At 51.6% G+C, this 26,064-nt stretch carries 22 protein-coding genes and 1 tRNA gene; 14 read left to right on the top strand and 9 right to left on the bottom strand.

The window, feature by feature from the left end; translation table 11 throughout:
* Both BLP55_RS08860 and BLP55_RS08855 read left to right on the top strand, forming a co-directional pair.
* Positions 1 to 818: T9SS type B sorting domain-containing protein (locus tag BLP55_RS08860; RefSeq protein ID WP_139149634.1), on the top strand; the 818-nt coding region annotated here is incomplete at its 5' end.
* 143 nt (positions 819 to 961) lie between these two features.
* Complete coding sequence (locus BLP55_RS08855; RefSeq protein WP_091142157.1) at positions 962 to 4,903, top strand: T9SS type B sorting domain-containing protein; 3,942 nt, start codon at positions 962 to 964, stop codon at positions 4,901 to 4,903.
* A gap of 102 nt (positions 4,904 to 5,005) precedes the next feature.
* Here BLP55_RS08855 and BLP55_RS08850 read toward each other — a convergent pair.
* The 3 genes from BLP55_RS08850 to BLP55_RS08840 form a co-directional block, all read right to left on the bottom strand.
* Positions 5,006 to 5,079 (bottom strand) — tRNA-Ala (locus tag BLP55_RS08850).
* 28 nt (positions 5,080 to 5,107) lie between these two features.
* Positions 5,108 to 6,769 (bottom strand): DUF6029 family protein, encoded by a 1,662-nt coding sequence (locus BLP55_RS08845; protein ID WP_091142154.1) that lies wholly within the window; start codon positions 6,767 to 6,769, stop codon positions 5,108 to 5,110.
* A 1-nt stretch (position 6,770) separates the two neighbouring features.
* Positions 6,771 to 7,247 (bottom strand): TlpA family protein disulfide reductase, encoded by a 477-nt coding sequence (locus tag BLP55_RS08840; RefSeq protein ID WP_091142150.1) that lies wholly within the window; start codon positions 7,245 to 7,247, stop codon positions 6,771 to 6,773.
* Between the two features lie 96 nt (positions 7,248 to 7,343).
* On the opposite strand from BLP55_RS08840, the gene BLP55_RS08835 reads away from it, so the two are divergent.
* From BLP55_RS08835 to BLP55_RS08825, 3 genes are all read left to right on the top strand, one after another.
* Positions 7,344 to 8,174 carry an Omp28-related outer membrane protein gene (locus BLP55_RS08835; protein WP_170826824.1) on the top strand — a complete coding sequence of 277 codons (831 nt, stop codon included), beginning with the start codon at positions 7,344 to 7,346 and terminating at the stop codon, positions 8,172 to 8,174.
* Between the two features lie 109 nt (positions 8,175 to 8,283).
* Positions 8,284 to 8,736 carry a 6-pyruvoyl trahydropterin synthase family protein gene (locus tag BLP55_RS08830; RefSeq protein ID WP_091142143.1) on the top strand — a complete coding sequence of 151 codons (453 nt, stop codon included), beginning with the start codon at positions 8,284 to 8,286 and terminating at the stop codon, positions 8,734 to 8,736.
* A 1-nt stretch (position 8,737) separates the two neighbouring features.
* Positions 8,738 to 9,493, top strand: coding sequence for a UDP-2,3-diacylglucosamine diphosphatase (locus BLP55_RS08825; RefSeq protein WP_091142139.1), 756 nt, complete (start codon positions 8,738 to 8,740; stop codon positions 9,491 to 9,493).
* On the opposite strand, the gene BLP55_RS08820 is transcribed toward BLP55_RS08825, so the two are convergent.
* On the bottom strand, positions 9,490 to 9,846 hold the full coding sequence (locus BLP55_RS08820) for a hypothetical protein (RefSeq protein ID WP_091142135.1): 357 nt from the start codon (positions 9,844 to 9,846) through the stop codon (positions 9,490 to 9,492). The genes BLP55_RS08825 and BLP55_RS08820 overlap by 4 nt on opposite strands.
* Before the next feature lie 171 nt (positions 9,847 to 10,017).
* Positions 10,018 to 11,706 (bottom strand): single-stranded-DNA-specific exonuclease RecJ, encoded by a 1,689-nt coding sequence (gene recJ / locus BLP55_RS08815; RefSeq protein WP_091142227.1) that lies wholly within the window; start codon positions 11,704 to 11,706, stop codon positions 10,018 to 10,020.
* A gap of 103 nt (positions 11,707 to 11,809) precedes the next feature.
* Here recJ and ade point away from each other — a divergent pair, with 103 nt between their 5' ends.
* On the top strand, positions 11,810 to 13,429 hold the full coding sequence (gene ade / locus BLP55_RS08810) for an adenine deaminase (RefSeq protein WP_091142131.1): 1,620 nt from the start codon (positions 11,810 to 11,812) through the stop codon (positions 13,427 to 13,429).
* 153 nt (positions 13,430 to 13,582) lie between these two features.
* Here the strand turns inward: ade and rsmI are convergent, their stop codons facing one another.
* Together rsmI and BLP55_RS08800 are read right to left on the bottom strand one after the other, a co-directional pair.
* On the bottom strand, positions 13,583 to 14,287 hold the full coding sequence (gene rsmI, locus BLP55_RS08805; RefSeq protein WP_091142127.1) for a 16S rRNA (cytidine(1402)-2'-O)-methyltransferase: 705 nt from the start codon (positions 14,285 to 14,287) through the stop codon (positions 13,583 to 13,585).
* A 259-nt stretch (positions 14,288 to 14,546) separates the two neighbouring features.
* Positions 14,547 to 15,674, bottom strand: coding sequence for a hypothetical protein (locus BLP55_RS08800; RefSeq protein ID WP_091142224.1), 1,128 nt, complete (start codon positions 15,672 to 15,674; stop codon positions 14,547 to 14,549).
* A gap of 176 nt (positions 15,675 to 15,850) precedes the next feature.
* On the opposite strand from BLP55_RS08800, the gene BLP55_RS08795 reads away from it, so the two are divergent.
* From BLP55_RS08795 to BLP55_RS08780, 4 genes are all read left to right on the top strand, one after another.
* Positions 15,851 to 16,474: a thymidine kinase gene (locus BLP55_RS08795; protein WP_091142123.1), complete on the top strand. Its 624-nt coding sequence runs from the start codon at positions 15,851 to 15,853 to the stop codon at positions 16,472 to 16,474.
* Positions 16,437 to 18,920 (top strand): bifunctional UDP-N-acetylmuramoyl-tripeptide:D-alanyl-D-alanine ligase/alanine racemase, encoded by a 2,484-nt coding sequence (locus tag BLP55_RS08790; protein WP_244503444.1) that lies wholly within the window; start codon positions 16,437 to 16,439, stop codon positions 18,918 to 18,920. The genes BLP55_RS08795 and BLP55_RS08790 overlap by 38 nt, the downstream gene beginning before the upstream one ends.
* Positions 18,921 to 18,993: 73 nt before the next feature.
* The gene (mscL, locus tag BLP55_RS08785; protein ID WP_091142120.1) at positions 18,994 to 19,377 is read left to right on the top strand and encodes a large-conductance mechanosensitive channel protein MscL; all 384 of its coding nucleotides are present in this window, start codon (positions 18,994 to 18,996) and stop codon (positions 19,375 to 19,377) included.
* Between the two features lie 133 nt (positions 19,378 to 19,510).
* A complete protein-coding gene (locus BLP55_RS08780; protein ID WP_091142116.1) occupies positions 19,511 to 20,497 on the top strand; it encodes an aspartate-semialdehyde dehydrogenase in 987 nt (328 codons plus the stop codon).
* A gap of 45 nt (positions 20,498 to 20,542) precedes the next feature.
* Here BLP55_RS08780 and BLP55_RS08775 read toward each other — a convergent pair whose 3' ends face one another.
* Positions 20,543 to 21,184: a hypothetical protein gene (locus BLP55_RS08775; RefSeq protein ID WP_091142113.1), complete on the bottom strand. Its 642-nt coding sequence runs from the start codon at positions 21,182 to 21,184 to the stop codon at positions 20,543 to 20,545.
* 114 nt (positions 21,185 to 21,298) lie between these two features.
* Between BLP55_RS08775 and BLP55_RS08770 the strand changes: the two genes are divergently transcribed.
* The 3 genes from BLP55_RS08770 to BLP55_RS08760 are packed head-to-tail and all read left to right on the top strand — an operon-like array spanning position 21,299 to position 24,653.
* Positions 21,299 to 21,643: a hypothetical protein gene (locus BLP55_RS08770; protein ID WP_091142109.1), complete on the top strand. Its 345-nt coding sequence runs from the start codon at positions 21,299 to 21,301 to the stop codon at positions 21,641 to 21,643.
* A gap of 50 nt (positions 21,644 to 21,693) precedes the next feature.
* Positions 21,694 to 24,072: a TonB-dependent receptor gene (locus tag BLP55_RS08765; RefSeq protein ID WP_091142107.1), complete on the top strand. Its 2,379-nt coding sequence runs from the start codon at positions 21,694 to 21,696 to the stop codon at positions 24,070 to 24,072.
* 11 nt (positions 24,073 to 24,083) lie between these two features.
* Positions 24,084 to 24,653, top strand: a complete 570-nt coding sequence (locus tag BLP55_RS08760; protein ID WP_091142104.1) for a type 1 periplasmic binding fold superfamily protein — start codon at positions 24,084 to 24,086, stop codon at positions 24,651 to 24,653.
* Positions 24,654 to 24,716: 63 nt separating this feature from the next.
* On the opposite strand, the gene BLP55_RS08755 is transcribed toward BLP55_RS08760, so the two are convergent.
* Entirely contained in the window at positions 24,717 to 25,517 is an 801-nt protein-coding gene (locus tag BLP55_RS08755) for a TIGR00266 family protein (RefSeq protein ID WP_091142216.1), read from the bottom strand.
* 171 nt (positions 25,518 to 25,688) lie between these two features.
* On the opposite strand from BLP55_RS08755, the gene BLP55_RS08750 reads away from it, so the two are divergent.
* Positions 25,689 to 26,063, top strand: coding sequence for a DoxX protein (locus BLP55_RS08750; protein WP_091142100.1), 375 nt, complete (start codon positions 25,689 to 25,691; stop codon positions 26,061 to 26,063).
* Position 26,064: the final 1 nt, after the last annotated feature.

Raw genomic sequence — 26,064 nt, 5'->3', positions numbered from 1 at the left:
ACGGCATCACCGGAACGTGGAATCCATCAGCAATCAACAATACCGCGAGCGGAAGCTACGTCTTTACGCCGAATGCAGGGCAATGCGCAACGCCAGTAACCCTGAACGTGACCGTATCGTCTAGCATCATCCCCGATTTTGCGACCGCGCTTTCACTTTGCACCGGAACGACCGCGCCGGTATTGAACACGACTTCGCCCAACGGCATCACCGGAACATGGAACCCATCTGTAATCAGCAATACCGCGAGCGGAAGTTATGTCTTTATGCCGAATTTCGGGCAATGCGCAACGCCCGTGACCCTTAACGTGACGGTTTCTGAAATCGTCTTTACCGTAAACCAATATTGTCTTGGAACGGATTTTCACCTCGAAGCCGTGGGCATCAATACGGGTGGTCTTGATTTCACGTGGCTTTGGGACGGTCAGGTGGTAGGAAATGAAGCGTTGCTCAACGTATCGCGTCTGCTGGACGGATCCGAAACGTATCCGCTCACTTTTCAAGTTTCGGTCACGCAACCAGGTGGTTGTACAGTTACCGAAAACGCAGTGGTGTACGGCACTTTTTGTACCATCCCGAAAGGAATTTCGCCCAACGGCGACCAACAAAACGATGCGTTTGATTTGACGGGTATGGGCGTCACACAGCTGCAAATCTTTAACCGTTACGGCACCAAGGTGTTCGGCAAACGCAACTATACCAACGAGTGGCAAGGACAGTCGGACAACGGCAACGAACTGCCCGATGCAACCTATTACTACGTGATCGAAACGTCTATGGGCGAAACCAAAACCGGCTGGGTCTACCTAAACCGATAAAAGCCAGTACGCTATTGCGAATATTTGGCCCGAGTTAACACAAAACTAAAGATTAAATTATTGTTTATTAACCATTTAATAAACGGTTTCCGGAAGTCCCGATTGGGGTGATGCGTTAATTTTGTCCAGCTAAATCACTTGGAATGTCGCTTAAAAATTACCCCTCGCATTTGCCCCATCACTGGATTCTTTTTTTGTTTTTGACGATGGCCTTCCTGCCGTTTGTCGGGGCAAATGCGCAGATTTATGTCCATAACTTTGGCACGACGGCCATTGCCGGCCATCCGTACACGGTGGCTCCCGTCACGCTCGAATCGCACCTGTCGGGCGCGTCGTGGAGCAACAGTTCAAACGTATGGACCAGTACGGCGGGATCGACGGGCGAAGCCATCCGTTGGACGGGCAATGCCGATGCGACCATCACACTCACTTTTAACGTTGCAGCCAATTTTCAAGTCGACATCGCTTCGTTTGACTTTTGGCGTATGCGCAGCAACCTCGGCCCACAAAACTGGAGCATGACCATCAACGGCATCGCGGCGGGCAACGGCACTACCGACGTGACCGGCGCCGCGCTTGGAAATACGCCTGTGGCCAATACGGTCTCGGGGTTGACGGGAACAATTACCGTCGCACTCTCGTTGACGGGAGGCACGGGCAACGGCACGTTCAGGCTCGACGATTTTACACTTTACGGCACCGTAACCTCGACCTGTACAGGCGCGACCATAGCCACGATCCTACCTGCATCGGGACCGCAAAACACCCTGGTCACCATTACCGGCAGCGGATTTTTGGCCGGAAGCGGTACGAGCGCCGTGCACTTTAACGGCATCCCCGCGGCCAGTTTTACAGTGGTTTCAGACACTGTCATCAAAGCCTATGTCCCGGCAGGCAATGCCTCGGGAGCGGTGAGCGTAACCACCAACGGTTGCGAGGCTTTTGGCGCGGCCACTTTCACCAAACTGCTATCGACGGCCACGGCCACCTATACTTCGGACATCTACATTTCGGAACTTTACGATGCGCAGGCCGGCGATGGCGGACTCATCGAGATCTACAACGGAACGGCCAATCCTGTCAACCTCGCGGGCTACTTTATCCGACGCTATGGCGATGTGGGCGGACCGACCTTTTACACCATCAACCTGTCGGGCACCATCCAACCCGGCGAAATCTACCTGATTGGCATCGGAACCGGCACCACGCCTTGCGGGATGGCCGTCGAAGAAGACCTGCATTATGGCACCGGATTCAATTCGAACGACGAATTCCAGTTGTGGAACGGCGGCACGATGATCGACAATGTGCACGCGCCGGTCAACGTCGGCTATTCGGTCATCAGAAACCTCAATGCCGTGGCGCCCAATCCGGTATTTAACCCGTCCGACTGGAATACGAATACGACCGAGAGCTGCGCCAACATCAACATCCACAACGTGCCGGTCAACAATCCGCCAACGGTGACCAGTCCGGTAAGCCAAGTCATTTGCGATACGAATGCGGTAGTGTTCAACGTGTCGTTGGCCAACCCAAGCACCTATACCTACCAATGGAAAATGGTCGACGCCTCGGGCCTATGGGTCAATGTGCCCAACACCGCGCCGTTTACGGGTGCGCAAACCGCCACGCTCACGATCAACCCGACACCCGCTTCTTTGAACGAAAGCCAGTATTATTGCGCGATCACGTCGCCTACGACCAATTCGGTGAGTAATGCCGCGCAACTCGAGGTCAATCCGCCGATCATTCCTGATTTTGCCACAACATTGTCGCTTTGTAATGGCGATACGGCGCCCCTGCTGGACACGACGTCACCCAACGGCGTGACGGGAAGTTGGAGTCCGCCGGTCATCGACAACACCACATCGGATACCTACACATTCACGCCGAACGCAGGACAATGTGCCACCTCGGTAACCCTTGCTGTAACCGTTCAATCGGCCATTACCCCAGACTTTCACGCGTTGCTCACGATTTGCGGCGGAGAAACGCCTCCTTCGCTCGACGCCACGTCGCCCAACGGTGTCAGCGGAACTTGGTCGCCAACGACAATCGACAACACCATATCGGACACGTACATCTTTACACCGAATGCAGGGCATTGCGCAACCACCACGACATTGACCGTGACCGTAGGAAGCGCCATAACGCCGGACTTTGCGACGACACTCGCGATCTGTACGGGCGACACTGTGCCGACATTGGCATCCACATCGCCGAACGGGATCAGCGGAAACTGGTCGCCGACCGTGATCGACAACACCACATCTGACACGTACATCTTCACGCCGGATGCAGGGCAATGTGCAACCACCACGACATTGACTGTGACCGTCGGAAGCGCGATAACACCGGACTTTACGACGACACTGGCGATCTGCGCGGGCGACGTCGTACCGACATTGGCATCCACCTCGCCGAACGGGATCAACGGAAGTTGGTCGCCGACAGTAATCGACAACACCGCATCCGACACGTATACCTTTACCCCGAATGCAGGGCAATGCGCAACCACCACGACATTGACTATGACCATCGGAAGCGCGATAACACCGGACTTTGCGACGACACTCGCGATCTGTGCAGGCGACGTCGTTCCGACCTTGGCATCCACATCGCCCAACGGGATCAACGGAAGTTGGAGCCCATCGTCCATCGACAACACTACATCGGACACGTATACCTTTACACCAAATGCGGGACAGTGCGCCACAACCACGACATTGACCGTGACCGTCGGAAGCGCGATAACGCCGGATTTTGCGACGACACTCGTGATCTGCGCGGGAGATGCCGTGCCGACATTGGCATCCACTTCGCCGAACGGGATTACCGGAAGTTGGTCGCCGACCGTAATCGACAACACCACATCGGACATATATACCTTTACCCCGGATGCGGGACAGTGCGCAACCACCACGACATTGACCGTGACCGTCGGTAGCGCCATAACGCCGGACTTTGCGACGACACTCGCGATCTGTGCGGGCGATGCCGTACCGACATTGGGCAACACGTCGCCGAACGGGATCAACGGAAGTTGGAGCCCATCGGTGATCGACAACACTACATCGGACATATATACCTTTACCCCGGATGCGGGACAGTGCGCAACGACCACGACTTTGACCGTGACCGTCGGTAGCGCCATAACGCCAGACTTTACGACGACACTCGCGATCTGTACGGGCGATACCGTTCCGACATTGGCATCCACATCGCCGAACGGGATCAGCGGAAACTGGTCGCCGACCGTGATCGACAATACAGTTTCTGACATTTACACTTTTACGCCGAATACAGGGCAATGCGCAACCACCACGACGTTGGCCGTTACGTTACACGCGTTACCGCAGCCCGTGCTGAACGATGCGGCCATTTGTTTGGACGCGAACGGCGGTGTAGTCAATCCGGCATTGCTCGATACGGGACTCAACGTTACTGGATATTCTTTCAGTTGGACGTGGGACGACCAACCGCTGGCTACAAGCGGAAGTTCACACCTGGCGGTATTGCCTGGTGTGTATCGCGTGATCGCGACAAATTTGCTCACTGGATGTACGGCGCAAGCACAGGCCCAGGTCTCATCGGTGACGGGTTTTGTCGCAACGGCCCTCACCGGCACCGACTTTGACCACAACGCCACCATTACCTTTGTGGTGAGCGGCGGAACGGGCGCTTACGAATTTGAATTGGATGGCCAATGGACACAACAAAACAACCAATTTTTTAATGTCGATGCGGGATGGCATACCATTGTGGTGACCGATCTTAACGGATGCGCGAGCCAAACGCTCGAAGTATTCCTGCTTGACTATCCGCGCTTCTTTACCCCCAACGGCGATGGCTACAACGATGTTTGGAATATTGGTGGATTGTCTGACCAGCGCGATGCCAAAATCTATTTGTTCGATCGTTATGGCAAACTGATCAAGTCGTTGAAACCGTCGGATGAAACGGGCTGGGATGGCACCTACAATGGAAAACCGCTGCCTGCGACCGACTATTGGTTCGAATTGTTTTATAGCGACAGGTACGGATTGCCCCAGCGTTTCAAGTCGCATTTTTCGTTGAAAAGATAGCAACTGCAGATCGGATAACGCCGAATCTTATGTGGGTTCAAACAAAAAACCCTCAAAATCATACGATTTCAAGGGTTTTGAGAAATTTCAGAATAATTTCTGTGGAGAAGATGGGGCTCGAACCCACGACCTTTTGGCTGCCAGCCAAACGCTCTAGCCAACTGAGCTACATCCCCATTGGCTCGGCAAATATATAAATTAATTTTAAAACGCCGCGTTAACCGACAAAGATAATCCAGAACTTTCGGGCACGAATCTGCAAACCCCTCCTACACAGACCAATCCGCCGCGTTGGCGACCGTAATTGAGTGCCGCGCGGATCGATTTGTAGCGGAACGCCGTCCCGAAATTGTAGTAATGGTTGCGCGCATCGGGGTCGTCGTTGCCGTAATTCCACATGTCGTTGGTGTAAAACGAAAGTTTCGGATTGACGTTGAATTCGACGGTTCCGGCGGCCCAGTTCTTTTTGTCGGCATCGGCCCAGATGTGCTCGCCCACGACGCGGATCGAACGGCTTTTACCGAACTTGATCGTTGTTTCGGCCGCGACGATGTCGGCGTTGACAATGTCGTAGGTTTCCTGCACCAATTTAAGGTTGTTGTACTGGTGAATGTAGGCGAACATCGTATGCCAACGGTCGGTCCAGCGCTTGTCGATCTCGACATTGTATTCCGAGAAGTATTTTTTGCCGAACGCAAGGAAATCGACGTTGTAGTCTTTGGCGGGCAAATAATAATCGCCTGACAATGCATGCCATTCGGAATAGTTGAGCGCAATCTTGGTACCGTGCTTGCCCCCGAGTTTGCTGCCTTTTTTGAAATTGTAGAAAATATCGACCTGTCCGCCGATCTCACCTGCCTTGAGCACGGTGTAATCGGGCATCGCAACACCTGGTTGGGCTTGGTAAACGTAGATGTTGGCCAGGTTGTAATGCTGTTGCTTGGTAAGACCTGGAATGTAGTTGATGATGCGGTCGTTGAACGCATTTTTAGCCGCTTCCCTTTCAGAATAGAAACTCATGTTTTCCAAACGTCGGAACGTACCGTCGATGCCAAAACCTTTCTTGGTGTAGCCCATGTTGACGAGCAACGCCTGGCCCGGCTTGACAAAATTGTTGCGCACCTGGTCTTGTTTTTCGACCACCGCATCGTCCGATTTGTAATCGTACTCACCCGAGGCATAGAATCCGCCGTGTCCAAAATTGATGCGCGCGGCATAGGCATCGGTGCGGTCGCGGAAATTCGGGTCTGGGATCGTCAATACCTTTTGGTCGCGCCCTACGTAACTGCCGCCAATCGACAATTCTGTAGTCGTGAAGCCAAAAATATCGCCGAGTCCTAATTCCAGATCGGTTCCGTAAATATCCGAATCGGCCACGGTAAACCCGGTGCGCTGACGTCCGTAAAGACCTTTAATCTGGAGCCAGTTCCAAGGTGTAAAAACGATGCGGCCTCCGCGCAAGGCATTGTTGATGCCCAGTTGGCGGTCTTCCCAGCTGCGCAACAGCAATCCGCTGCCAAATTGCTCATAGAAATAACCGGCCGTGATGTCGATCATGTCGTTCTTATACTGCACATAGTAAGTGGCCACGTCGGTATCGATGTAACGCGGGTTGTAGTTCAAAAGCGCCTTGTCTTCGTAGGATTCGACCTGGATTCCGGCCGTCCAGCCTTTGTATTTGCCGTTGACGAACAGGTAGTTGTTCGAACGGATGGCCGGGTCGGGATGTACCACATTGAGCCCAGGGTCGTTCATGTACCAGGTAGAGTTCGATTCGAGTCCGCCAAAGACGGAAAAAGGATTGGTTTTTTCTTGCGCAGAAACAGCCATCGCACAAAGCGAAATGAGGCAAGCGATTTTCTTCATGCTAGAGGGTTTTCAGTTTCGCAAGCAACTCGTTTTCGCTGCCCGGAACATATCCGTTTTGGATGTGGACGATTTTCTGGTTTTTGACGACAATGGTGTACGGAATGTTGACGATAGACAACGCACGCTTGAAATCCTGGTTGGTGTCGAGCAACACATTGTACTCCCAGCCCTTGCCGTTGATGAGCGGCTTGACGCGTTTTTGCGTACGGGCATCGTCGGTAGAAACGGCGACGATTTCAAAATTGACGTCCTTCTTCCATTCGTCCTGCAGGCTGTTGAGTTCGTCCAACTCCTGGATGCATGGCGTACACCACGTGGCCCAGAACGAAAAAATATAGATTTTGTCTTGTTCGGTGAAGTCGTTTTTAAGCGAAAGCGTATGGCCTTCGAGCGAGTTGAGCTTTAGATTCGGGAGTTCCTTTTGCGCGAGGGCCGAAAACCCCACAAAAAGCAACAATACATGGAAAATTTTCATAATTCGTTGTGTTAGGTGTGCAAATAAATGAATTTAATGGGTGAAAATAAAATTTTTTTTGCGTTATTTGCAAGCTACAACCGACACTATTACGCTATGAAATTTTTACGTTTTTTCGGATTCTTCGCCATTGTAGGATGCGCGGTTTCGTGTAACGACACCAACCACTATTATGCCGAAATTCCGGTCAATTCTGCCCCCGACGCGCCCCCTGTTTCGGGCCAATTTGAGAAAAATGTCCTTGTCGAGGACTACACCGGTACTTGGTGTGGCAACTGTACCAGGGTTTCGTATGGCATAGAACGCGTACTCGACGCAACCGATCGCGCCGTAGTCGTGGCCATCCACAACGGCAACGATCCGTACCATTTTGACGACTATATGCCGCTCAAGAACCTGATTTCGCCAGACCACGACCTCGAATTGCCGCAGGCGCGCCTGAACCGCATCATCAACTGGCTCGATCCAGACACCAATACACAGGATGTGCTCAATTTGACGAGCAACAACTGCGGGCTTGGTATTGCCATGACATCGACGGTTTCGGACAACAACATCGAGCTCGATGTCAACGTCAAGTTTGCCCAAAATTTCTCGAACCTCAAATTGGTCGTTTACGTGCTCGAAGACCATTTGGTTTATCCGCAAGTGAATTATTCGACGTATTACAACGGTGTACACCGCGTGCTCGACTTTGAACACAACCACGTTTTGCGCGCGTCTTTGACGCATGTACTGGGCAACCCAATCAGCGGCACCAATTTTGACCAAACCGTTACGACCAGTTTTTCGGTACCGGTTCCTGCCGATGTCAGCAACGCCGAAAACATGAGTTTTGTAGCCATGGTGGTCGATGCGAACAACCAGGCCATCAATGCGCGCTCGGCCTACCCGAACGAGTCGCAGGCGTTCCAAGAAAACCCATAATTACAGATTACTATATTTTATCAAGGCTGCCTTCGGGTGGCCTTTTTTTTGTTCGCGCGCAAAAAACACTACCTTTGCTGCGCAACGGCCGCGGCCTAAAGTAAAGACGATGACCAAGATCAGGATCACCAAACAGTTCAGTTTCGAAACCGGGCATGCGCTCTTTGGTTACGACGGCAAATGCAAGAACGTGCACGGGCACAGCTACAAGCTCTCGGTGACGGTCATCGGGACGCCCATTACCGATCGCGACAACGTCAAGTTCGGGATGGTGATCGACTTTTCGGACCTCAAGACCATCGTCAAGGAAGAAATCGTCGATTTGTTCGACCACGCCACCGTGTTCAACCAAACCACACCGCACGTAGAACTGGCCAAAGAACTCAAGCAACGCGGCCACCATGTGATTTTGGTCGACTACCAGCCTACCAGCGAAAACATGGTCGTCGACTTTGCAAAAAAAATCATAAACCGACTCCCCAATTCGATTGCCCTGCACTCGTTGCGTTTGCAGGAAACCGAAACGTCCTACGCCGAATGGTACGCCAGCGACAATTTGTAACATGCAACTGACCGACAAGAAAATCTATTTCGCCTCCGACCAACACTTGGGCGCGCCCACAGCCGAGGAGAGTTTTCCGCGCGAGCAAAAGTTCGTGGCATGGCTCGACGAAGTCAAGGGCGATGCAGCAGCGATTTTTCTTTTGGGCGATTTGTTCGATTTTTGGTTCGAGTACAAGACGGTCGTACCGCGCGGATTTGTTCGTGTTTTGGGCAAACTGGCCGAGATTCGCGATTCGGGCATCCCGATTTATTTTTTTGTGGGCAACCATGATTTGTGGATGACCGACTATTTCGCCAAGGAACTCAACATTCCGGTGTTTCACGACAACCAGGAATACGAGTTCAACGGCAAAACGTTCTTGATTGGCCATGGCGACGGCAAAGGCCCCGGCGACAAGGGATACAAACGCATGAAAAAGGTATTTGTCCACCCGTTTTCAAAATGGTTGTACCGTTGGCTTCATCCCGATATCGGCGTACGGCTCGCGCAACACCTGTCGGTCAAGAACAAGTTAATTTCGGGCGATGCCGACGTTAAATTCTTGGGCGAAGACAAAGAATGGCTCGTGCAATACGCCAAGCGCAAGCTCGAAACCAAACACTACAATTATTTTATTTTTGGGCACCGTCACCTGCCGATGAAGATTTCGGTGGGTCCCGATTCAGAATATGTGAACCTTGGCGATTGGATCGGCTATTTTACCTACGGCGTATTCGACGGGCAAACTTTCGAACTCAAAAAATTTGAGCGTTAATTGCGCCCCAATCCAAACAGGTAATCGTGCAATTGGGCTTTAAACAGCGCGCCCTCGACCAAATCTTTAATGCCTTCCAATTCGTGCATCGACACGGCCAAATCAATTTGTTTGACGGGTGTCTTGAGTAAAAATTTGTGGCATTTGTTTTTCATCGCGCAACTTTCACAAGCATGGTTGCGGCGGCACGCGTCGGCGATCAGCGTTAGAAACCGATCCAACTCGTCTATCGTGAAATAAAAACCCGTTTCCTTGAAAACCAATTGCACCTTCCCCGATATTACGCGTTCTTGCTCGCGCCAAAAAAACGCCATTCCGGTGTCATTCACGTACAATTGCTCGATTTGCTTCATGGGTATTGGTTTGAGACAAATGTAGCGATTTATTTATATCGATTCTAAATAAGTATTTGTTAAATTTTTTGGACGCGCCGGCAATCGACATCCGCGAACTATCCGACACAACGTCGCAGTCGGACTCGCGCTACGCGGCAGCTTGCGATGCTTCGGGGCCCACGCGCCGCATCAACGCAAGTCTTTCAACCGCAGCTGCGTGGTCACTGTGCCGTTCCATTCGTTTTCGTCTATACAAAACGCGGCCTCGAACGGTTTTTGATTTTTTACCAGCGCCATTTTGTCGCCGAGCCCAAACCCGATGGCCGCAACGCCTTGCGAATCGGCTTGCCTGACAAACAAACGCAAATGCTCGTTGTCCTTGCCGAGCGTTTTGGCGTAGCCCGTATCAATCAACCCCGAACTGACGAACACCGGCGTCATGTTTTGCGGCCCGAAAGGCTCGAACTGCTTTAGGATCCGGATCAATTTGGGGGTAATCTGGTCGAACGCAATTTCGGCATCGATCAAAACTTCGGGTGTTCGCAAATGCTCGGGCATGGTTTCCTTAACCACGCGCTCAAATGCTTGCTTAAAACTTGTGTAGTTTTCTGGTTTGAGTGTCATGCCGGCCGCATACATGTGCCCGCCAAACTGTTCGAGGTGCTCGGCGCAGGCCTGCAACGCGTTGTATACGTCAAAATCCTTGACCGACCGCGCCGACGCCGCATACTTGTCGCCGCTTTGCGTAAACACCAACGTGGGCCGGTAATAGGTTTCTATGAGCCGCGACGCCACGATCCCGATCACGCCTTTGTGCCAGTCTTTTTGGAACACCACCGTCGTATACCGATCTTGCTCGGCATGCCGCTCGATTTGCGCGAGCGCCTGCTGGGTGATTTGTTTGTCCAAATCCTTGCGGTCGACGTTGTATTGTTCGATATCCTTGGCCACTTGCTGCGCCTGTTCGATGTCGAATTCGGTCAGCAATTTCACCGCATGGTCGCCGTGTTTGATGCGTCCGGCGGCGTTGATCCGTGGGGCCACGACAAAGACCACATCGGTGATGTCGAGCTGCTTTTTTTTCACCGAACCCACCAGCGCCTTGATCCCTGGCCTTGGAGCAGTATTGATCACGTCGAGTCCGAATTTGGCCAGGATGCGGTTTTCGCCCGTTATCGGGACGATATCGGCGGCGATGGCCGTAGCCACCAAATCGAGGTATTCGGTCAAATCGCCCGCGTTTTGCCCACGGTTTCGACCCAAAGCCTGGATCAATTTGAATCCGATGCCACACCCGCACAACTCGTCGTACGGATAATCGCAATCGCTTCGTTTCGGATCGAGTACCGCCACGGCATCGGGTAACGTTTCGCCGGGCAAATGGTGGTCGCAAATGACAAAGTCGATATTTTTTGCGCTGGCATAAGCCACATGATCGACCGATTTGACGCCACAGTCGAGCGCGACGATCAGTGCGCACCCGTTGTCGTCGGCATAGTCGATACCTTGGTACGATACGCCATAACCTTCGTTATAGCGGTCCGGAATATAGGCATCTACGTGCGGTGTCAGCGTTTTGAGGTAGGACGACATCAGCGCCACGGCTGTCGTACCGTCTACATCATAGTCGCCAAACACCAGGATGCGTTCCTGGTTTTCGATGGCCCGCGCTATCCTGCCAACTGCCTTGTCCATGTCTTTCATGAGAAACGGATCGTGCAAATCGTCGAGCGTTGGCTTGAAGAAAAGCCTTGCTTCTTCGTAATTTTCTACGCCCCGTTGCGCGAGCAGCGATGCCGCGATGGGGTCGAGATTGAGTGTTTCCTGAAGATGTTTGACGATACCCTGATCGGGTTTTGGTTTGAAGGTCCAGCGCATAGACAACAATTTGTATGGTGTATAATCGGGTGAAAATCTTTTTCCAAATGTAGCGAAAAAGCGGGCAGATTTTTCGTTTCTTGTAGCCACAAAAGCAAGCAACATGCAAATTCTCGGGCAAATTGTCGACCTGGTGAACCGCCGTATTTTTTCGGGCGAAGTGACCGTCGAAAACGGTAAAATTAAATCAATCGTCGAAAAAAACCATACAGAAAAACTATACATCTTACCCGGTTTTGTCGATGCGCACATCCACATCGAAAGTTCGATGCTGGTGCCTTCGGAATTTGCACGGTTGGCGGTGGTTCACGGCACCGTCGCCACGATTTCGGATCCGCACGAAATTGCCAATGTGTTGGGCTCGGAAGGCGTTTTTTACATGATCGAAAACGGCAAAAAAGTCCCGCTCAAGTTTCACTTTGGCGCGCCGTCTTGCGTTCCGGCCACGTCGTTTGAAACGGCAGGCGCGGTCATCGACGCGAACGGCATCAGGGATTTATTGGCTTCGCCCGATATTTTCTATCTGGCCGAAATGATGAACTATCCCGGGGTCATTTTTGACGATGCCGAGGTATTGAAAAAAATCGAATACGCGAAACTTGCGGCAAAACCGATCGACGGGCACGCGCCCGGGCTTCGCGGCGAAGACTTGAAAAAATATATTGGTGCCGGTATTTCGACCGACCACGAATGTTTTACCCATGACGAAGCCGCCGAGAAGTTAGCACTTGGCATGAAAGTCATTGTCCGCGAAGGCAGCGCCGCCAAGAATTTTGACGCGTTGATCGATTTGCTGCCCGAACATTTCGAAAACATGATGTTTTGCTCAGACGACAAACACCCCGACGATTTGATCGTGGGCCACATCAACCAATTGTGCGCGCGGGCCGTGGCCAAAGGGATCGATGTGTTCAAGGTATTGCAGGCCGCCTGCGTGAATCCGGTCAAGCATTACAACATGACCGTCGGTTTGCTTCGCGAGCATGATGCGGCCGATTTTATTTTGGTCGAAGACCTCAAAGATTTTAAGGTTTTGCAGACGTACATTGGCGGTGAATTGGTGGCCGAAAATGGAAAGTCCTTCGTGGAACCGGTGGCATTTGAAACGCCGAACAATTTCAACATTTCAAAAAAGGATGTTGGCGATTTTGCGATTAAGAGTTCCGCTTCCAAGATTCGTGTAATCGAAGCGTTCGAAGGCCAACTGATCACCAACGAAATCCATTGTCCCGCAAAAACCGACAACGGGAATTTGGTTTCCGACACGGCAAACGACGTACTCAAGATGGCCGTGGTGAATCGCTACCGCAACGAAAAACCGGCGATTGCCTTCATCAAAAACTTTGGTTTGAAGCGCGGCGCGATCGCGAGTTCGGTGGCGCACGATTGCCACAATATTGTGGTGGTGGGCACCTCGGACGAGGAGATTTGCAAAGCCGTGAATTTGATCGTCGAGCACCGCGGCGGTGTTTGTGCCGTAGACGGCGACCAGTCGAAGGTGTTGGGGTTGCCCGTTGCGGGAATCATTTCGGATAAGGACGGATGGGAAACCGGACGTTTGTACCAGGAAATCGATGCGATGGCCAAAGCGTTGGGCAGCCCGCTCAAAGCACCGTTCATGACGTTGTCGTTTATGGCATTGCTCGTGATTCCCGATTTGAAGTTGTCGGACAAGGGATTGTTTAGCGGAAAATCTTTTGCTTTCGTGGATTTGGAAGTCTGATTCGTTTGCGTTAGCGATTGCAGCGGCATCCTTTTGTGGCAAAGCGCAGCGAAGCCATAAAAGATAAAGCGGAAAGCGCGACGGCGGCCCGGGATGGTGTACCGCGCGAAAAGCGTCTTGCCGCCGGAACGCCCAAAAATCAATCCCGCCTTTTTACTCTTGGCTCTTGGTTCTTGGCTCTTTCCTGTCTGTTCTCCCACCCACGACCACCACAATCTCGCCTTTTGGCGCGTTTTTTTCAAAATGCTTCAATACTTCTTCGGCGGTTCCGCGCACCGTTTGTTCGTGTAACTTGGACAATTCGCGCGAGACCGAAACTGGCCGTTCGGCGCCAAAATACTGCACAAATTCGGCCAAGGTCTTGACGAGTTTGTGTGGCGAGACATAAAAAATCATCGTGCGGCTTTCTTCGGCGAGCGATAAAAAACGCGTTTGACGTCCTTTCTTTTCGGGCAAAAACCCCTCGAACACAAAACGGTCGTTGGGCAACCCCGAGTTGACGAGCGCCGGGACAAACGCCGTGGCGCCGGGCAAACAATCGACTGTGATGCCGTTTTCGACGCAGGCGCGCGTGAGCAAAAATCCAGGGTCGGAAATCGCGGGCGTTCCCGCATCGGAAATCAGCGCAATGGTTTCGCCCGCCTTAAGCCGCGCGATCAAACTCTCGACGGTTTTGTGCTCGTTGTGCATGTGGTGGCTGTACATGTGCGTGGCGATGTCGAAATGCTTGAGCAATTTGCCGCTGGTGCGCGTGTCCTCGGCCAGGATCAGATCGGCTTCCTTGAGCACGCGGATGGCGCGAAAGGTCATGTCTTCGAGGTTGCCGATGGGTGTCGGGACGATGTAAAGTTTGCCCATGATTTAATATTTGTGTTGCGTTCGTCGGTTTGCGTCGACTGAACTTTAACAAAATGTACAGATTATCTGTATCGAAATAATTTTTTGTTTTTGTGGGGTAAACCTACACATCCCCCGCCCCCTCCACGACAGCAAAATACGGTTTTTTAAAATGCCTTTGCTGCAGAAAAACTGTATTTCTTGCGAAGAAAACCATTTCCTCCCAAAAATTGAAAAGCCACGAAAACTTCGTGGCCCGTTGTGCAATCTATATTTTTGATCACGCGAATTTCTTCTCGATGATCTCCATGAAGCGCTGCTCGTACTCGTCCTTGCCATCCCAATTGTTGTAATCGGGTTTGACCATGTTTTCGATAAAATTGCGCGCCTCGTCGATGGTATCGATCGTGATGAGTTGCGACAACACGCGGTTGTAATCTTCGCTCGAATTGTTGAACAAATGCTTCATAAAAGCGATCCTGTCGTTGAGCCCAATGGTGATGCCCTTGGACACGCGCTCGTTGAGCGTTTCCTTGTTGAGCGAAATCACATTGGCCGTATCGTTGAAATTGCGCGAGATCGGAATCACGTCGGGTTTGATCTCGGGCTTGAGTTCGCGCGGCTGGATGACATCTTTGGTCGCGTCGCGCAACTCGGCCAAACGGCGGTTCGATTCGGCAAGCTCGGCGGCACGCTGGTCTTCTTCGGACGGGGTTTGCGTCGGGGTTTCGACTTCCTCTGGCTTGACAAAAACCGGATCTACATAGTCCTGTCCGAGCAAATCGTCGAACGAGATTTGCGCCGGGGTGATTTTGGCTTCTACGGGTGTCGGTTCTTTTTCTTCGTTCTTCGCGTCGAATGCCCATTCGAATGCGGGTTTGAAAACGTCTTCTGCTTTTTCGTTGGCAGCGGGTTCTTCGGCTTGCTCGGGTGCGGGTTCTGCGGTGGCTTCGGCTTCGACCGGCGCGACTTGCTCTTCGGGCGACTCGAGTTCGGCTACGGGCGCGACTTCTTCTTCGATTGTTTCAGGTTCGACTTCGGTTGTTTCAGGTTCGACCGCTACGACAGGTTCGTCTTCGACTTCTTGTTTGGATGCGTTTTCACTTACGCCCGAAATGATTTCGCCAAGGGCTTCTTGTTTTTCGGGTTCCACCGATGGTTCTACTATCGCCGCAACTTCGGGTGCTTCGACCACGGCGTCGTTTGAAACTTGCGCGTCAAGTTGCTCCTCGATTTGCCCGATCGTTGGCTGCGAACCCGCAAAATGATCCTCTACAAACCGAAGCACCGACAATTTCTCGTACAGGCGTTGGGTTTCTTGCTGGAGCTCGACCAAATCGGATTTGTTTTTCATTTTGAGAATCCGGTGCGCGATGCTCATCAATTCGGCTTCGAGTTTCTTTTTCATGACCATGGAATTAGCGGTTCGAATAGGTTTGGTGCAACTTTAATTTTTTGTTATTCCTGCGGCGAAGTCGCCGTATTTGGAAAAATTTTCTACATTTGAAACGATGTAAAAATAGCAAATTTTTACTTGGCCCAAACATAATAAAACATTCCTGTTTTCAGGTTGAAAATTACAAAATGTTTCTCGAAAATACGGTAAATCATAAAGAACAATTTGGTTGGATAGAAGTGATCTGCGGTTCGATGTTTTCGGGAAAGACCGAAGAATTGATCCGACGGCTCAAACGCGCCCAATTCGCCAAACAAAAAGTCGAAATCTTCAAGCCTGCGATCGATACGCGCTACCACGACGAAATGGTGGTTTCGCATGATTCGAACGAAATCCGGTCGACGCCTGTTCCTGCCGCGGCCAACATCCGTATTCTGGCGCAGGGCTGCCAAGTGGTGGGGATTGACGAAGCCCAGTTTTTTGACGACGAGATCGTGGCCGTGTGCAACGACCTGGCCAACCAAGGCATCCGCGTGATCGTGGCCGGGCTCGACATGGACTTCAAGGGCAATCCTTTTGGACCGATGCCCGCACTGATGGCCACGGCCGAATATGTGACCAAGGTGCACGCCGTGTGTACGCGAACGGGCAACCTGGCCAACTACAGTTTCCGCAAGGCCGACAACGACAGCTTGGTTTTGCTTGGCGAAACCGAAGAATACGAGCCGCTGAGCCGCGCGGCCTACTTTAACGCCATGTGGAGCCAATCGGCGCATGAAATCCCTGTCAATCCAGACCCAAAACAAGATTAATTTGCCTTTGTTACTCAAACATATCATTCCGGTCATCCAGGCGCAATGGCTTGGAGAATCAGACGAAATGGCCATCGACCACATTTCGATCGACAGCCGATCGCTCCAAAACGGCATAAGCACCTTATTTTTTGCCTTGGCCGGGCCCAACAACGACGCACACGACTACATCGGCGAATTGATCGATACGGGCGTGGTGAATTTTGTCGTGACGCGTATTCCCGACGAGGTGCGCGGACAGGCCAATTTTTTGGTCGTCGACAATACGCTTACGGCCTTGCAGCAATTTGCGGCGTTCTATAGGAACCAGTTTCACTTTCCGATCATCGGCATCACGGGCAGCAACGGCAAGACGATTGTCAAGGAATGGCTCAATTTTTTGCTCGGCCCCGACTACAACATCATCCGCAGCCCCAAAAGTTACAACTCGCAGGTGGGCGTACCGCTCAGCGTGATGTCGATCAACCAAAAACACAACCTCGGGATTTTTGAGGCAGGGATTTCGACGACGGGCGAAATGGAAAAGCTCGAACGCATCATCCGTCCCACGATCGGGCTGCTGACCAATATTGGATCGGCACACGACGAAGGATTTGCGAACATTGGCGAAAAAATCAAACAAAAACTCAAACTTTTTGCACACGCCGAAGTGCTGATTTGCCACAAAAACAAGACAATTGACGCGTTTTTGAATCCATCGGTCAAGACGTTTACATGGAGTTGCAAGCACGACGAGGCCGATGTGTTGATCACCAAAAAATTGGTAGTCGACAAAACCCAACTCAAAGTGCGGCTTGGCGCCGATGAATTCGAAATCAAGGTGCCGTTCCAGGACGATGCTTCGGTCGAGAACGCCATCCAGTGCATGATGGTGATGCTTCATTTTGGCTACGAGCCGACCGTGATCGAAAACCGCATGAGCTTGCTGTTTCCGGTAGAAATGCGGCTCAAGGTCAAGAACGGGATCAACAATTCGATGATTATAGACGACAGTTATTCGTCTGATTTTCAATCCTTGAAGATTGCGCTCGATTTTCTGGAAAACCAAAAACACTACAAAAAGAAAACGCTGATCTTGTCGGACATCTTCCAAAGCGGATTGTCCAACGACGAATTGTACAGCCAGGTTTCGGAGCTTGTCATCTCGAACAAAATCAACCGCATGATTGTGGTGGGCGAAACGATTTCTAAGTTCAAGAACAAATTCCTGAACTGTACGGCGTTTGCGTCGACCAAGGATTTGATGGCCGCCATCGACACGCTGTCGTTTGGCAACGAAACCATATTGGTCAAGGGCGCGCGTGATTTTAAATTTGAAGAAGTGGTCGCGCTGCTCGAAGAAAAGACGCATGAAACCGTGCTCGAAATCAACCTCAACGCCATCAGCCACAACCTGAATTATTACCGCTCGAAGCTCGACGCCAAGACCAAACTCATGGTCATGGTCAAAGCTTTCGGCTATGGCAACGGCGGATTCGAAATCGCCAAGCTGCTCGAGCACCACAAAACCGATTATTTGGGTGTGGCATTTGCCGACGAAGGCATTGCGCTCAAAAACGCGGGCATTACCTTACCCATCATGGTACTCAACCCCGAGACCACGAGTTTTACGGCCATCATCCAACACCGGTTGGAACCCGAGATCTACAGTATCAAAGGGCTTAACGCTTTTTTGCGCGTGGCCGAGCAAAAGAAACTTGAAGGCTACCCGATTCACCTCAAACTCGACACCGGCATGCACCGCTTGGGATTCGAAGAAAAACAACTCGAGGAACTGATTTTTATCCTGCGCGCGCATCCGGCGGTACAGGTCAAAAGCATATTGTCGCACATGGCTACGAGCGACGATTTGAACCACCGAGATTTTGCGTTGTCGCAGATTGCGCTTTTCGACAGGTTGTCCGAAAGGCTGATGACCGAACTCAAAATCAAGCCGATACGCCACATCTTAAACACATCGGGCATCGAGAATTTTCCGCAGGCGCAGTACGACATGGTTCGGCTCGGGATCGGGCTGTATGGGATATCCAACGATGCCGACGAACAAAAGTTTTTGGAAAACGTGGGAACGCTCAAGTCGATTATTTCGCAATTGCGTACCATTCCGGCGGGCGACAGCGTGGGCTACGGCCGACGTTTTATGGCAACGGCGCCTACCAAAGTGGCCACGGTCCCGATTGGCTATGCCGACGGTATTTCGCGGCATTGGGGCAACGGCAACGGCCATGTGGTGATCAACGGTAAGAAAGCGCCTATTTTGGGCAGCGTTTGTATGGACATGCTGATGGTAGACGTCTCGGAGATCAAATGCAAAGAAGGCGATGCCGTCATCATCTTTGGCGAAAACCCGACGGTAATTCAGATGGCGCAAAAACTCGAAACGATTCCCTACGAAATACTCACCAGCATTTCGCAGCGCGTGAAGCGCGTTTTTTACAGGGAATAATGGGTTTTATTAAAAATTTTAACTACATTAGACCAACTGTTAATAACCAATTTCTAATCTAACACTATTAATTATGGGAATGATGTCAGAATTTAAGGAGTTTGTCGCCAAAGGCAACGTCATGGATTTGGCTGTCGGTGTAATCATCGGCGCGGCGTTCGGAAAAATCGTAACGTCGTTGGTAGAAGACGTGATCACGCCTGCCTTGCTGACGCCAGCACTCAAGGCTGCACAACTCGAAAACATCGAGCAACTCAAGACCGATGGGGGAATCCTTTACGGGAAATTCCTCGGCGCCGTGATCGGGTTCATCGTGATCGCGTTCGTGATTTTCTTGCTCGTCAAAGGCGTGAACAGCATGCGCAGAAAAGAGGAGGAAGCTCCAGCGGCGCCACCGGCACCGAGCAACGAAGAAAAATTGCTCATGGAAATCCGCGATGCACTCAAAAACAGGTAACGTTCCGCTACATTACATATTCTAATGTCTCACACAAACCGTCCGCACCCTTGGGCGGTTTTTCTTTGCAAAATATTTAGATTTTTTCGCCAATTTCTGTATACTTTTGCAACGAATTTAAATCAAACGAATTATGAAAGTCGCTGTTGTTGGCGCCACCGGAATGGTAGGCGAAGTCATGCTCAAAGTGTTGGCCGAACGCAATTTCCCGATCACCGAACTGATTCCCGTTGCTTCCGAAAAATCGATCGGCAAGGAAATCGAATTCAAAGGCAAAAAGTACAAAATCGTGGGGATGCAGGACGCCGTAAACCAACAACCGCAAATCGCGATTTTTTCGGCAGGCGGTGGCACCTCGCTCGAATGGGCGCCGGCTTTTGCGGCGGCGGGCACTACGGTAATCGACAACTCGTCGGCTTGGCGTATGGACCAGACCAAAAAATTGATCGTCCCCGAAATCAACGCGTCCGAACTCACCAAGACCGACAAAATCATCGCCAACCCAAACTGCTCGACCATCCAAATGGTGTTGGCCCTGGCGCCGTTGCACAAGCAGTACAAGATCAAACGTGTGGTGGTATCGACCTACCAATCGGTGACAGGCACGGGCGTCAAAGCGGTCAAGCAGCTCGAAAACGAATACGCGGGCATTCAAGGCGAAATGGCTTACAAATACCCGATCCACCGCAATGTGATTCCGCAAATCGATGTGTTTGAGGAAAACGGTTATACAAAAGAAGAAATGAAAATGGTGCGCGAGACGCACAAGATCCTCGATAAAAACATCGCCGTTACCTCGACTACGGTAAGGATTCCGGTGGTTGGCGGGCACAGCGAATCGGTCAACATCGAATTCGAAAACGATTTTAATGTAAGCGACGTACGCAAAATACTGCACGACACGCCAGGCATTACCGTTCAGGACAACATCGACACCTTTACCTATCCGATGCCGGTGTACGCCGAAGGCAAAGACGATGTGTTCGTGGGCCGTATCCGTCGCGACGAAAGCCAGCCGAACACGCTCAACATGTGGATCGTGGCCGACAATTTACGCAAAGGCGCCGCGACCAATGCGGTGCAGATAGCAGAATATCTGGTCGCCAACAATTTGGTATAAAAAAGAGCGTCGGTTGACGCTCTTTTTGTTTCTATTTGTATCGAATCAGTGGTCTTCGGTCACCACGACTTTGAACGAGCCGTTGCTGATGTTGATCACGTCGGTCGCATCGTCCTGGTTGTACAATTTACAGCTGAACGTACCGACGATGGTTTTGGTCTTGACACCCATCTCTTCGCCTTGGGAAGAACTGGTGATGGTAAAGGTGCTTCCGGCTTGGCTTCCGCCGTCTGAATAATAATACACGCCTTCTTCCTGTTTGTAACCCACGCTGACGCCTTTGAGGTGTTGGTCGTTGTTTTGCGCATAAGTCAAAAAGTTGGTCGGGATGGTTTCGAAAGCATCGTAGAATTCATTCGATTCTTCCTCATAGCTACCCATGTAGACATTTTCGAAAGACACATACATGTTTTCGTCGGCCATGAATTCGGGCGCGAATTGTCCGCCGTACGAAAACCAACGGTCGAAATCCAACGAGGAAACGCTAACGATTGGCCCATACATGATAGGACTCGAAGCGTTGTTAAGGTGAAAGGTGTAGTCGAACGCCGCACCGTCTTTGTTGCCGCGCATGTACGCATACGGCTCGCCCGATGGGTTGTTTAAGGTAGGATAGTACAGGGTGCTTTCGTCCGAACTACAAGAAAGCAGCAACATTGGCAGGGTCAACAGCCATAATTTTTTCATGTTTTTGTTTGGTTTTGGTTAGTTTTATCTTACAATTGGCGCAAAGCTAGCTTTTTAAACGATTTGTCATAACGTTTGGATAATTTTAACATTTAGCGGCTTATTTTTGTAACGATGAAAAAGCGTCTGGCCTTACTCAACCTTGCTTTGCTGTTCTCGATCGTATCCTCGGTCGTGTTTCCGGCGTTGCACGCGTTTGAGCACATCGCCCACGACTACACCAAACACCATTGCCACCATCCACCGGCCGACGGAAAACAACAAATCACGCACCAGCACAGCCACCTCGACCATTGCTATGTTTGCGGATTTGCGTTAAGCGGCTTTGTGACACCAGAAATCTACGCGTTCGAATCTTTGGTTTTCCAAAGACCGATTCCTTATTTTTTCACGCCATCTGAAGCGCCGCACGCTTTTGCGGGGATTTCCTACCTGCTCCGCGGACCACCCACAGCATAAGATCATTCGAGGCCTACAACAGGCATTGTTTTATTTTATTCTGAACAGAAATGCAGCAAAGACTTATTATTTTGACTTGCCTGCTGCTGTGCGGGTTTGGGGCGTTGGCGCAGTTTTCGGCCAGCGGAACCGTGACGGGCACCACCGGGATTGCACTCGGCGGAGCCCACCTTCACATTGGCTCGAGGCAAATCGCCGCCGACGCAACGGGCCATTACACCGTTTCCGGATTGGCCGCAGGTAAAGTCAAATTTCACGTTTCGTACATCGGCTACCAACCCATCGACACTACCGTTGTGGTCTCGGGCGACATCGTCCTCGACTTCAAACTCCGCGTGTCGGTTTCGGCCCTGGAAGAAGTGGCGATACAGCAACCGGCGGGCAGTCGGGGCACGGTTCGCGAAGCAAGGATCAAAACCGAAACCATCGAGAAATACAGCAGCCAAAGCCTGGGCGACGCGCTCAAGGAAGTGGCGGGCGTGTCCAGTCTCAAAACCGGGAGCACCGTCGTCAAGCCTATTATTAACGGGCTGTACGGCAGCCGTGTACCCGTAATCAGCAACAACGTTCGGCTCGAAGACCAGCAATGGGGCACCGAGCACGCACCCAATTTCGATGTCAACGCCGCCGGTAAAATCACTGTCATCAAAGGCGCGTCGGGATTGCAGTATGGCGGCGATGCCGTGGGCGGACTGGTGCTGCTCGAACCGTTGTCGGTCAAGAAAGACACGTTGATGGGCAAAACCATCGTCGATTTTTCGAGCAACGGCCGCGGCGGATCGATTTCATCGGGCCTGCACAAAGGCAACGTCGAAGGCTGGAGCTGGAACGCGCTGGGTACTTTCAAGTACTTTGGCGACCGCGAGGCCCCTGACTACGTATTGTCGAACACCGGGAACCGCGAGGCCAATTTCTCGGGCGATGTCAACTATACGACGTCGCGTTACGAGGCGTCGGTGTTTTACAGCTATTATCGGGCGCAAATCGGTATATTGAGCGCTTCGCACACGGGCAACGTCAACGATTTGTACCGGTCGATCAACGGCAAGGTGCCCTCGGTCATCGACGATTTTACGTACGACATCGGCAACCCCAAACAAAAAGTCGCGCACCACTTGCTCAAGACGGCGTTCAACTATCATTTGAGCGACAATGCCGATTTGTCTGCGCAATACGCGTTCCAGTTCAACAACCGACAGGAATTCGACGTCCGCAGGGGCAACTACAGCAACCTGGCCGCGCTCGATCTGGACCTTGAAACCCATTCGGCGCAAATCGATTACAAAAACCTGTTGGGCGATTGGACGCTCAAAACCGGCGCTAGCGGGGCCTACCAATCGAATTTTGCCGATCCCGCAACGCGTGTGCGTCCGCTGATCCCTACGTATAAAAAGTACGATGCTGGTGTTTATGGCATTGCGAGCTGGGCTGTTTCGCCGTCGCTGGTGCTCGAATCGGGTGTGCGTTACGATTTCTCGAAAATCGATGCCGTCAAATTCTACCAGGTTTCGCGTTGGGAAGAACGTGGCTACGACGCCGATTTTGCCGACATCATCTACGGCGAACAAAGCAGCCAGTATTTGACCAAGCCGTCGTTTACCTACCACAATGTGTCGGCCAGTTTGGGTTTCCGGAAGCAATTCCACCACGAATGGGATTGGTACGCCAATGCTAGCCTGGCGTCGCGCAATCCGAATCCGTCCGAATTGTTCAGCGATGGGTTGCACCACGCCACGGGCGTCATCGAACTCGGCGACTTGCGGCTCAAACAGGAACGCGCGTTCAAGATCTCGACCAGCGTCGGCAAACGTTGGCAACGGCTTTCGATAGACTTCAATCCGTACCTCAACATCATCCAGGATTACATGTTCCTGCAACCTGTCGGGTTCGAGACCACGATACGCGGGGCGTTCCCGGTTTGGGAGTACCGTCAAACCAATGCGCGTTTGGCCGGTGTCGATTTCCAATCGAAGTTCCAAGCGACCAAACATTGGCGACACGAACTCTCGCTTGCTTACGTCAACGGCCGCGATGTGTCGGGAAGTGCCGATTTGATCGATATGCCGCCGCTGAACATCGGCAACAAAATCCAGTTTGCCAAGGAAGAATGGAACCGTTTGCTGTTGGAACTCAAAAGCGAATGGGTCACGCACCAGTCGCAGTATCCGCGGAACAATTTCGAGACGAACATCGTGGTAGATGGGGTGCAAGTTCCCGTCATCGTTGACATCAGCACACCGCCGCCTGCTTATCATTTGCTGCACTTTTATTCCGAAGTAAAATTCAAGACGCTGGGCGCACAAACCACGCTCGCGTTTGCTGTCCAGAATATTTTAGACACCCGGTACCGGGATTATTTGAACCGTCAGCGGTTTTATGCCGACGAGACGGGCAGAAATTTTCAAATTCAATTAAAGTTCAATTATTAAAATTCAAAAACATGAAAAATATAAAAATCACCACATTCGCCCTTTTGGCCCTTGCCGCTTTCACATCTTGTAGCGACGACGACAACCCGCAAATCTACATCCCGGTCAACGAAGAAGAAGTCATCACGACCGTGACCACGACGCTTACCAATGGCGGGACGACCATTACGCTTACCTCGCGCGATCTGGATGGCGACGGACCAGACGACCCGGTAGTAACCGTTTCTGGGCCATTGGCAGCCAATACGACCTATACCGGAACGGTTTCCTTTTTGAACGAGCTCGATTCGCCGGCCGAGGACATTACCATGGAAGTCGAAGAAGAAGGCACCGAGCACCAGATTTTCTTTCAGGCGCCTGCCATTTTGGGCGATTTCACCTACACCGATACCGACGCCAACGGAAAACCAGTCGGCCTGACCTTTACCTATACGACCGGCAACGCCGCTACGGGCGAACTGATCGTTTCTTTGGTGCACGAGCCCAACAAAGACGGCGCGGGTGTAGCAGACGGCGACATCACCAACGCGGGTGGAGCAACCGATGCGCAGGTGGTTTACCCGATTGAAATCATGGAGTAAAAACCTTTGACAAGAAAAAAGCCCGGCGAATTGTCGGGCTTTTCTATTTTTGGGAAAACGGTGTCAAAAACGGTTGTCGCCGTCGAGCAAATTGCCCAATCCGCCGAGCAGGCTGCCTTCTTCTCGGCTGCTGCCGCCCGATTTGGGTGCCGACGCGATGATGCGGTCGGCCAATCGGCTAAACGGCAACGATTGTATGTATACGGTTCCCGGTCCGCGAAGCGTCGCAAAAAACAAGCCTTCGCCGCCAAAAAGCGAGTTCTTGATCCCGCCGATGAATTCGATATCGTAGTCGACGTCTTTCGTGAAACCTACAATACAGCCGGTATCAACCTTGAGCACCTCGCCCGACTTGAGTTCCTTTTGCGCTAGCGTACCACCGGCGTGCACGAACGCCATCCCGTCGCCTTCGACTTTTTGCATGATGAATCCTTCGCCGCCGAAAAGTCCGCGACCGAGTTTACGCGAGAATTCGATGCCCACCGCAACACCCTTGGCTGCGCACAGGAATGCGTCTTTCTGGCAAATGAATTTCCCTTGGAATTGGGTGAGGTCTATCGGCAAAATCTTACCCGGATAAGGCGAAGCAAAACACACCTTGCTTTTGTGCATGTTCTGGTTTTGGTAGGCGGTCATGAACAAGCTTTCGCCCGTGAGGACGCGCTTGCCCGCCGAAAGCAGTTTGCCGAACAGCCCGGTTTGTTGCTGCGATCCGTCGCCAAAAATGGTTTGCATCTGGATGCCGTTGTCCATCATCATAAAGCTGCCGGCCTCGGCAACCACCACTTCTTGCGGATCGAGTTCGATTTCGACGTATTGCATTTCTTCGCCGTAAATCTGGTAGTCAATTTCGTGTGCTAACATGTTGTTGTTTTTTAATGGATGATGCGTAAAGTTATTCATAATTTTCGAGATGCCAACCGGACATTGCATCCAAACGTAAACAAAACAAAGTCAGTGTTTTAACGCGTTTTGTAAAAAAAATTAGTACCTTTAGGTATTGCCCCGCGATTGTAACTTTTAAACATTTCGTGTATGGATTCAAAATTTACGACGCTTGTCAGGATCGTTCTGGGCGTTATTCTGATGGTTTTTGGGAGCAATAAGTTTTTGCACTTTATTCCGATGTCGCCACCCATAGGGTCTGCCGGCGATTTCTTGAACGTATTGGGCGCTTCGGGCTATTTTTTTCCTGTATTGGGATTTGTGGAACTGTGCATTGGCGCGATGCTGGTATTCAAAAGAGGCGTTCCGTTTGGCATCATTGTCCTGGCGCCGATTTCACTCAACATCCTGCTCTACCACGCGTTTTTTGACGTCCCGGGGCTTTGGATTGCCGCAGTCGTGCTGGCCTTCAACGTGATCTTGATCTACAAATACTGGAAATTGTACCGGCCCTTGTTCCATTGAT

Origin of the sequence: Flavobacterium caeni, assembly GCF_900101895.1 — a bacterium.
Taxonomy (GTDB): domain Bacteria; phylum Bacteroidota; class Bacteroidia; order Flavobacteriales; family Flavobacteriaceae; genus Flavobacterium; species Flavobacterium caeni.
The sequence above is the reverse complement of the archived record's forward strand: the minus strand, read 5'-3'. Positions and strand labels throughout refer to the sequence as shown.

Excerpts from the sequence above, each read along its gene's own strand:
- BLP55_RS08855 (WP_091142157.1), top strand. The coding sequence starts at position 962 with ATGTCGCTTAAAAATTACCCCTCGCATTTGCCCCATCACTGGATTCTT.
- BLP55_RS08845 (WP_091142154.1), bottom strand. The coding sequence starts at position 6,769 with ATGAAGAAAATCGCTTGCCTCATTTCGCTTTGTGCGATGGCTGTTTCT.
- BLP55_RS08840 (WP_091142150.1), bottom strand. The coding sequence starts at position 7,247 with ATGAAAATTTTCCATGTATTGTTGCTTTTTGTGGGGTTTTCGGCCCTC.
- BLP55_RS08835 (WP_170826824.1), top strand. The coding sequence starts at position 7,344 with ATGAAATTTTTACGTTTTTTCGGATTCTTCGCCATTGTAGGATGCGCG.
- BLP55_RS08830 (WP_091142143.1), top strand. The coding sequence starts at position 8,284 with ATGACCAAGATCAGGATCACCAAACAGTTCAGTTTCGAAACCGGGCAT.
- BLP55_RS08825 (WP_091142139.1), top strand. The coding sequence starts at position 8,738 with ATGCAACTGACCGACAAGAAAATCTATTTCGCCTCCGACCAACACTTG.
- BLP55_RS08820 (WP_091142135.1), bottom strand. The coding sequence starts at position 9,846 with ATGAAGCAAATCGAGCAATTGTACGTGAATGACACCGGAATGGCGTTT.
- recJ (WP_091142227.1), bottom strand. The coding sequence starts at position 11,706 with ATGCGCTGGACCTTCAAACCAAAACCCGATCAGGGTATCGTCAAACAT.
- ade (WP_091142131.1), top strand. The coding sequence starts at position 11,810 with ATGCAAATTCTCGGGCAAATTGTCGACCTGGTGAACCGCCGTATTTTT.
- rsmI (WP_091142127.1), bottom strand. The coding sequence starts at position 14,287 with ATGGGCAAACTTTACATCGTCCCGACACCCATCGGCAACCTCGAAGAC.
- BLP55_RS08800 (WP_091142224.1), bottom strand. The coding sequence starts at position 15,674 with ATGAAAAAGAAACTCGAAGCCGAATTGATGAGCATCGCGCACCGGATT.
- BLP55_RS08795 (WP_091142123.1), top strand. The coding sequence starts at position 15,851 with ATGTTTCTCGAAAATACGGTAAATCATAAAGAACAATTTGGTTGGATA.
- BLP55_RS08790 (WP_244503444.1), top strand. The coding sequence starts at position 16,437 with ATGAAATCCCTGTCAATCCAGACCCAAAACAAGATTAATTTGCCTTTG.
- mscL (WP_091142120.1), top strand. The coding sequence starts at position 18,994 with ATGGGAATGATGTCAGAATTTAAGGAGTTTGTCGCCAAAGGCAACGTC.
- BLP55_RS08780 (WP_091142116.1), top strand. The coding sequence starts at position 19,511 with ATGAAAGTCGCTGTTGTTGGCGCCACCGGAATGGTAGGCGAAGTCATG.
- BLP55_RS08775 (WP_091142113.1), bottom strand. The coding sequence starts at position 21,184 with ATGAAAAAATTATGGCTGTTGACCCTGCCAATGTTGCTGCTTTCTTGT.
- BLP55_RS08770 (WP_091142109.1), top strand. The coding sequence starts at position 21,299 with ATGAAAAAGCGTCTGGCCTTACTCAACCTTGCTTTGCTGTTCTCGATC.
- BLP55_RS08765 (WP_091142107.1), top strand. The coding sequence starts at position 21,694 with ATGCAGCAAAGACTTATTATTTTGACTTGCCTGCTGCTGTGCGGGTTT.
- BLP55_RS08760 (WP_091142104.1), top strand. The coding sequence starts at position 24,084 with ATGAAAAATATAAAAATCACCACATTCGCCCTTTTGGCCCTTGCCGCT.
- BLP55_RS08755 (WP_091142216.1), bottom strand. The coding sequence starts at position 25,517 with ATGTTAGCACACGAAATTGACTACCAGATTTACGGCGAAGAAATGCAA.
- BLP55_RS08750 (WP_091142100.1), top strand. The coding sequence starts at position 25,689 with ATGGATTCAAAATTTACGACGCTTGTCAGGATCGTTCTGGGCGTTATT.